The 6,371-nt window shown below is 69.8% G+C and carries 8 protein-coding genes; 3 read left to right on the top strand and 5 right to left on the bottom strand.

The window, feature by feature from the left end; genetic code table 11:
- Positions 1–82 precede the first annotated feature (82 nt).
- On the bottom strand, positions 83–844 hold the full coding sequence (locus tag MXD62_RS24710; RefSeq protein ID WP_112109312.1) for a TetR/AcrR family transcriptional regulator: 762 nt from the start codon (positions 842–844) through the stop codon (positions 83–85).
- 85 nt (positions 845–929) lie between these two features.
- Between MXD62_RS24710 and MXD62_RS24705 the strand changes: the two genes are divergently transcribed.
- Positions 930–1,337, top strand: a complete 408-nt coding sequence (locus MXD62_RS24705; RefSeq protein ID WP_248831841.1) for a VOC family protein — start codon at positions 930–932, stop codon at positions 1,335–1,337.
- Positions 1,338–1,458: 121 nt separating this feature from the next.
- Here MXD62_RS24705 and MXD62_RS24700 read toward each other — a convergent pair whose 3' ends face one another.
- Genes MXD62_RS24700 through MXD62_RS24690 form a run of 3 tightly spaced genes read right to left on the bottom strand, consistent with a single transcriptional unit; the run spans position 1,459 to position 3,777 of the window.
- Complete coding sequence (locus MXD62_RS24700) at positions 1,459–2,496, bottom strand: HEAT repeat domain-containing protein (protein WP_248831840.1); 1,038 nt, start codon at positions 2,494–2,496, stop codon at positions 1,459–1,461.
- Positions 2,490–3,296 (bottom strand): HEAT repeat domain-containing protein, encoded by an 807-nt coding sequence (locus MXD62_RS24695; RefSeq protein ID WP_248831839.1) that lies wholly within the window; start codon positions 3,294–3,296, stop codon positions 2,490–2,492. The genes MXD62_RS24700 and MXD62_RS24695 overlap by 7 nt, the downstream gene beginning before the upstream one ends.
- 58 nt (positions 3,297–3,354) lie before the next feature.
- Positions 3,355–3,777 (bottom strand): helix-turn-helix domain-containing protein, encoded by a 423-nt coding sequence (locus MXD62_RS24690; RefSeq protein WP_248831838.1) that lies wholly within the window; start codon positions 3,775–3,777, stop codon positions 3,355–3,357.
- Positions 3,778–3,922: 145 nt separating this feature from the next.
- Here MXD62_RS24690 and MXD62_RS24685 point away from each other — a divergent pair, with 145 nt between their 5' ends.
- Entirely contained in the window at positions 3,923–4,792 is an 870-nt protein-coding gene (locus tag MXD62_RS24685; protein ID WP_248831837.1) for an NAD(P)-binding domain-containing protein, read from the top strand.
- Complete coding sequence (locus MXD62_RS24680; protein WP_248831836.1) at positions 4,789–5,697, top strand: NAD(P)-binding domain-containing protein; 909 nt, start codon at positions 4,789–4,791, stop codon at positions 5,695–5,697. The genes MXD62_RS24685 and MXD62_RS24680 overlap by 4 nt, the downstream gene beginning before the upstream one ends.
- 46 nt (positions 5,698–5,743) lie before the next feature.
- Here the strand turns inward: MXD62_RS24680 and MXD62_RS24675 are convergent.
- On the bottom strand, positions 5,744–6,371 hold a 628-nt coding region (locus MXD62_RS24675), incomplete at its 5' end, for an IS3 family transposase (RefSeq protein ID WP_248831835.1).

Below are 6,371 nucleotides of genomic sequence, written 5' to 3'. Positions count from 1 at the left end.
GGGCGGGGGGCCCCCCCCCCCGCTCCGCCCGGCCGCCCCCGCGGCCACCTCTGGCCGCGGGCTCCGACTAGTCGGGGGAGTGTCAGCAGCGTTCGATGAGGGGGGCCAGGCCGTCGAGAAGGCGGGCAAGGCCGAAGTGGTAGGCGTGGTCGGGATCGTGGGCGCTGCCGCGTGCCTGGCCTGCGGCCGTGCCGACTCGGCTGGCGAGCGGATAGTGCTGCTCGTCCAGCACGCGGGCCAGGAGGGGGCCGACCCGCGCCCACCACCGCGTGTCGTCACCGTCGGGGCCAGCCGCCGCGCCGGTCGCTTCGTGGGCCGCACGGGCGTTGGCCTGGACGAAGGACAGCAGGTAGGTCAGGCAGTCGTCCATTTCGGTGTCGGAGAGGCCGAGGGCGTCGAAGGCGGACAGTTCATGCTCGTACTTGGCCATGAGGCCCGGTCCCAAGGGAGGGCGCAGGGTGGAGACCTCGGCCGCCCAGGGATGCGCGGCGAACAGGGCGCGGTTCTCGTCGGCGACGGCGGTGAGCCGCTCCCGCCACGACGCGCCGGCGGTGTCCGTACGCGACATCCGGGCATAGGCCGCGTCGAGCATCAGGTCCAGCAGCTCTTCCTTGCCCGGCACGTAGGTGTAAAGCGTCATGGGGACCACGCCCAAGGCACGGGCGACAGCCCGCATCGTCACCGCGGCGAGGCCCTCCTGGTCGGCAAGATCGGTGGCGGTCCTGACCACGGCGGCGAGGTCCAGCGCCCGGCTCGGCCCCCGGCGGGATGCCGTCGACGCCTCTCCCCACAGCAGAGCCAGTGTGCGGGCCGGATCACCGGCGCCCGATCGTTCAGCCGTCACGTAGCCATCATCGTCCGCGAAACTTTGTACTATGTATTATGTACTGCGTACAGAGTTAGTCGCACCAGATCTCGGAGAATCCCCCATGAAGATCAGTTCGTCCGCGGTGTCGCTGAACGTCGACGACGTCGCCGCTTCGGCGGCCTTCCTCGCCAGGCACTTCGGCTTCACGGAACTGATGGCGGCCGACGGCTTCGCCTCCCTCAGCCGCGATGACGCCGGCATGAACGTCGTCTACCTGCGCCGCGGGCTGCCGACCCTGCCCGCCGACCAGCGCGACGACCACGCCACAGGGCTGATCCTCGCGTTCGTGGTGGACGACCTGGAGGGTGAACTCGCCCGACTTCAGGGCGAAGGCGTGGCCATCACGATGCCACTGACGGTCGAGGAATGGGGAGAGCGTGCCTTCCAGGTCCGCGATCCCAACGGCATCATCGTCCAGCTCGTCGACTGGAACGGCCCCGGCGGCCACCCCACCACCGAGAACGCCTGACCCGCGCCGGGCATTGCGCGGCCGACCGGCGGTGCGGTGTCTGCGGCAACCCGCCGGACCACGGTTGGCGACCTGCCAGACGGGTTCTGGGCATTCCGGTCCACACCTCGGTCGCGCGCTTTCAGGAATCCTCGTCGCCTCGGCCTTCAGGGGACCGTTCTTCGACAGCTTCGACGAAGACCGAGGCGACGAGGGCGACAGTGCGGTCGCTGTCGTGGGTCAGTTGGCGCAGGACCTCCCGCCCGGCGGTCCCCGGCAGCTCGACCAGCGCCTGGGCCAGGCGTATCCGCACCGCGGAGTCCGCAGCGTGCGCGGCGAGTTCGGCTACCAGCGCGCTGATGATCCGGTCCGCGCAGCCGGGGTCCAAAAACAGCGTTCCCAGGACCTCCGCCGCGTCGACGTCGTTGACGCCCTCGACCACCATGCCGACGAGTACCGGCACGGCCGCGGTCCCGCCGCGCCTGCCCAGCGCCAGCGCGGCGCGCCTGCGCACCGTTGTGTCCGGATCCCTGAGCGCGTCCGCAAGCGCAGCGGTCGCATCCGGGGCCTCGGAGATCTCGGCGATCGCCCGCACCGCGCGCTGCCGGATGCCGACATCCTCCGAGTGCACGCCGGCGGCCAGCGCTGCCACGCCGTCGGCGCCCGATCGGGCGAGCGCCCAGCGCAGAGCGCCCGCGACGTTGGGGTCGGATTCGGCCAGGACCGCCTTGACCAGCAGTTCGGCGGGAACGGACACGCCCTCCGGTCGGGCCAGGACGGACTGCTGCCTGCGCGCAGCGCTGGTCGAGTCGAGCCCCTGGATGAGCTCGACAATGCGCAGGACGTCCTGCCAGCCGGTGGGCGCCGACGCGTCGATCGCGCGGAGCCGCTCGAGCAGCTCCTGTTCCCGCTCCAAACGGTCTTCGGTCCACCGGATGAGATCGCTGACCAGGGCGGACGGTGTGAAGGCCGGATCCTCCAGCGCACGCCCGATCTGCTTGAGCGAGAGCCCGAGGGACCGCAGGCTCTCCACGTGGAAGATCCTCCGGACGTCCTCGGCGGAGTACTCGCGGTAGCCGCCGAGGGTGCGACCGGTCGGTCGCACCAGGCCGAGGGCGTCGTAGTACCGAAGCATCCGGGTGCTCACCCCCGAGTGGCGGGACACGTCGCCGATCAGCAATCCACGGCATCCACGGCATCCACAGCCCCCGTCGATTCGGTCGTCTCCGTGGGCTCGCCGATCGCCGCGACGCAGGCAGCCTTCGAAGGCTCGGCGACTCCCGCGGCGGCAGCAGCGGCGGCAGCAGCAGCGGCTCGTTCCGGGCCGAGTGCGATGACCCGCCTCGCCTCATCAATGGCCGCGTTGAAACCGGTCTCCGGGTCCCGCAGGAGCAACTCGGTGGCACGGGCATGCGCGGCCACAGCCGGGTCGGGATTCGCCGCGGCCTTCTCCAGGGCGGGCTCGATCACGTCGCCGAGGTCGACGAGTGCCCGGCTCAGGCTCAGCTGCACACTGCGGTCGCCGCGGCCGAGCTGCACAACCAGTTCGTCGACCAGGGCCTTCTTCTCGCCCTCGGGCACGAGGGCGACCGCGACGCGCCACGCGGTCCGCGCGACCTCGTCGTCGGCATCGCGCAGCATGTCGCGCGTGATCCAGGCCCACGCGCCCCTGTCGCCGATCTTGCCGAGCGTGTGCAACGCCTGACTGCGGGCCTGAGCGCGCTCGGAGTCGAGTTCCTGGCGGATCCGGGGCAGGGTGATCCGCGGCGAGAAGCGGGTCAGCGCCCAGGACAGCATGTCTCGCACGAAGAAGTCCGGCTCGACCGCGCACCGCTCGACGAGCGTCTCCAGGAGGCCGGGGTCGGGGTTCGAGCCGACCGCCAGGGCCGCCTGAAGCCGGACCGACGAGTCCTTGGCGCCCAGAGCATTGGCCACGCGGGTGTTCAGCGGGGTTCCGCTTGTCGTGTTGATCAGGACCACCTCCGGTACCCAGTGGAAGCCCTATCACCATGTCAAGGTCAAGCCCGTGACCGACGGATCACACGATCGCCTGACCCGGGTGCACCGGCATGGTGGGTGACGCTTGGCGAGGCGCGGCTGGTGACGTGGATGTGAGCGCGTCCTCGGCGGCGAGGCGCTCGCGACGTCGCGTCCCCCACCCACCCAGCGGACGGAGGGCCTCGTTGAGCGATGTGCCGTGCTCGGTGAGGGAGTACTCGACCCGGGGAGGCACCTCGCGATACATCTCCCGGTGGACCAGGCCGTCCTCCTCCATCTCGCGCAGGTGCTGGATGAGCATTTTCTCGCTGACGCCAGGAAGGCCGCGCCGCAGCTCTCCGAACCGCCGGATTCCGTGGTTGTTCAGCTCCCAGAGGATCAGCGACTTCCACTTCCCTGACACCACGTCCATGCCGGCATCGATGCCGCAGACGTAGGGACCGCGCCGCGCGCTCGTCACCATCAGACCCTCCACCTCGCCCCAGCTGGACACTAACTTCTGGGTAAGTATTGAACAAAATAGTAGGTACTTGCCGGTGGGAAAGGTTAGCGGCGAGGGTCGGTACGGCGCGCCAGTCAGACCATCGAGCGGAGCAGGAGACGATCCGATGACGACCCGTACGACCTTCCTGGGCCTGGGCGCGATGGGCAGCGCGCTCGCCGCCGCAGCTCTCGACGCCGGCCGACCCTCCGTGGTGTGGAACCGCACCCCGGGCAGAGCAGGGGCACTCGGCGAGCGCGGCGCCACCATCGCCAAGACCGTCGACGAGGCGATCACCGGCGATGGACCGATCATCCTGTGCCTGCTCGACTATCAGTCGGTGCACGCCGTGATCGATCCGGTCGCCGCCAGCCTGACCGGACGTGCCGTGATCAATCTGACGACAACAACACCGAACCAGGCCCGTGGGCTCGCGGCCTGGGCGACGGAGCACAGCATCGCCTACCTGGACGGCGCGATCATGGCCGTACCTGAGATGATCGGCCGTCCGGGTGCGGTGATCTTCTACAGCGGTGCCGAGGCCGCCTTCGAAGAGAACCGGGAACTGCTCGATCTGTGGGGGCAGAGCGACTACTTCGGGACCGACCCCGGTATGGCCTCGCTCCGCGACATGGCGATGCTCGTCGGGATGTACACGATGTTCGCCGGCTTTCTGCACGGCGCGGCGATGGTCGGCACCGAAGGGGTGTCGGCTGCCGAGTTCGCCCGACGGCAGACACCTTTCCTCGCCGCCATGACCGGCCAGCTGGCCGATCTCGCCGCCACAGTGGACGCCGAGGACTACGCCGGGGCGGGCCAGCAGAGCCTTGAGTTCACCGAAGCCGCACTGGCCTCGCTGGTGACGGCCAGCCTCGAAGCGGGCGTCCCTGTCGACGTGCTGCGGCCCGTCCACGACATCGTTCGCCGGCAGATCGCTGCCGGGTACGGCAGGCAGGGCACCGCCCGCATCTTCGAAGAGCTCAGGAACGCCCGATGAGCGGCGAGGACGGCCTGTCTCCTGTGACGGTCATCGGCCTTGGCCCGATGGGCCGAGCGATGGCCGCGTCCCTGCTGCGGGCCGGCCATCCGGTGACGGTGTGGAACCGCACCGCGCGGCGCGCCGACGACCTCGTCGCCGGCGGCGCCACGCTCGCACCCACCCCGACGGCCGCGGTCGCCGCCGGTGAGCTGACCATCCTCAGCCTCACCGACTACCGGGCGATGTACGACATCCTCGGCCCGGTCGCCGAGAGTCCGGGGCCCTCCGGTGTTCTTGACGGCAAGGTCCTGGTCAATCTCAGCTCGGATACGCCCGACGCCTCCCGGGACGCGGCGGCATGGGCAGCCAGACACGGAGCGACCTTCGTGACCGGAGGCGTGATGGTGCCCGCGCCCGCTGTGGGCGGCCCCGGGGCATATGTGTTCTACAGCGGGCCGCGCGCGGTGTTCGACGTCCACGAACCGATGCTCGGACTGATCGGCGAGCCCAGGTACCTCGGGGAGGACCCAGGCCTGGCCCAGCTCTTCTACCAGGCGCACCTCGACGTCTTCCTCACCGCCCTGTCGAGCCTGCTCCACGCGACCGCGCTCGTCACCGCCGCCGGTGTCCCGGCCGCCGACTTCCTGCCCGGCGCGCTGAACATCCTCACCGCTATCCCGGCGATGATCGGAGACGGGTGGGATCTCGCCCGGCGCCTGGAGGCCGGCGAACATCCCGGCGACCTCAGCACAGCGCGGATGATGGGCGCCACAGCAGACCACATCGTGTGGACGAGCGAGAAGGCGGGCATCGACACACGGCTACCCAAAGCCGTCAAGGCGCAATACGACCAGGCCGTCAGCGCCGGCCGCGGCACCGAGAACTGGACCGTTCTCTACGAGATACTCAAAGCTGGCGGCTGAACAATGAAGTTGCCCCAGTTTCGTTCACAGGTAGGGCTTTGAACGGTTATGCGGCTTGATGGTACTCGTTGAAGCTGGTTTCGTGCTCGTGGGGGCTTAGGTATCCGTTGGTGGAGTGACGGCGTTGCCGGTTGTAGAAGCCCTCGATGAAATCGAAGATGGCGGCACGGGCCTGGTCGTGGGTGGCGAAGGTGGTGCGGTCGAGGAGTTCGCATTCGAGGGTGGCGAAGAACGATTCCGTGACCGCGTAGCAATCACCGGCGGATCCGACGGAGCGGCGTACCTCGTGCCGGCGGCAGAGCGTGGCGAAGTTCCGAGATAGGTATTGGGCGCCTTGGTCGGAATGATGAATGACGCCGGGGGCGGGACGCTGGTGCTGGAGGGCCATGGTGAGGGCATCGGCGACGAGTGGGGTTTTCTGCTCGTCGGACATGGACCATCCGACGATCTTGCGGGCGTACAGGTCGAGGACGACCGCGAGGTACCGCCAGCCCTGCCCGGTCGGGACGTAGGTGACGTCGGCGGTCCAGACCCGGTTCGGCGCGGGGGCGGTGAAGTCGCGTCCGACCAGATCCGGTGGCAGGTGGGCGGCACGGTCGCGGGGGGGGAGGGGGGCCCGCCGACCGCGGGGGGCTGCCTGGCGGCCCGCCCGGGGGCTCAGCCCGGCCGCGCGC

The organism is Frankia sp. Mgl5, assembly GCF_023242985.1.
GTDB lineage: Bacteria > Actinomycetota > Actinomycetes > Frankiales > Frankiaceae > Parafrankia > Parafrankia soli.
The sequence above is the reverse complement of the archived record's forward strand: the minus strand, read 5'-3'. Positions and strand labels throughout refer to the sequence as shown.

Coding starts and splice junctions, on each gene's coding strand:
- MXD62_RS24705 (WP_248831841.1), top strand. CDS start 930: ATGAAGATCAGTTCGTCCGCGGTGTCGCTGAACGTCGACGACGTCGCC.
- MXD62_RS24690 (WP_248831838.1), bottom strand. CDS start 3,777: ATGGTGACGAGCGCGCGGCGCGGTCCCTACGTCTGCGGCATCGATGCC.
- MXD62_RS24685 (WP_248831837.1), top strand. CDS start 3,923: ATGACGACCCGTACGACCTTCCTGGGCCTGGGCGCGATGGGCAGCGCG.
- MXD62_RS24680 (WP_248831836.1), top strand. CDS start 4,789: ATGAGCGGCGAGGACGGCCTGTCTCCTGTGACGGTCATCGGCCTTGGC.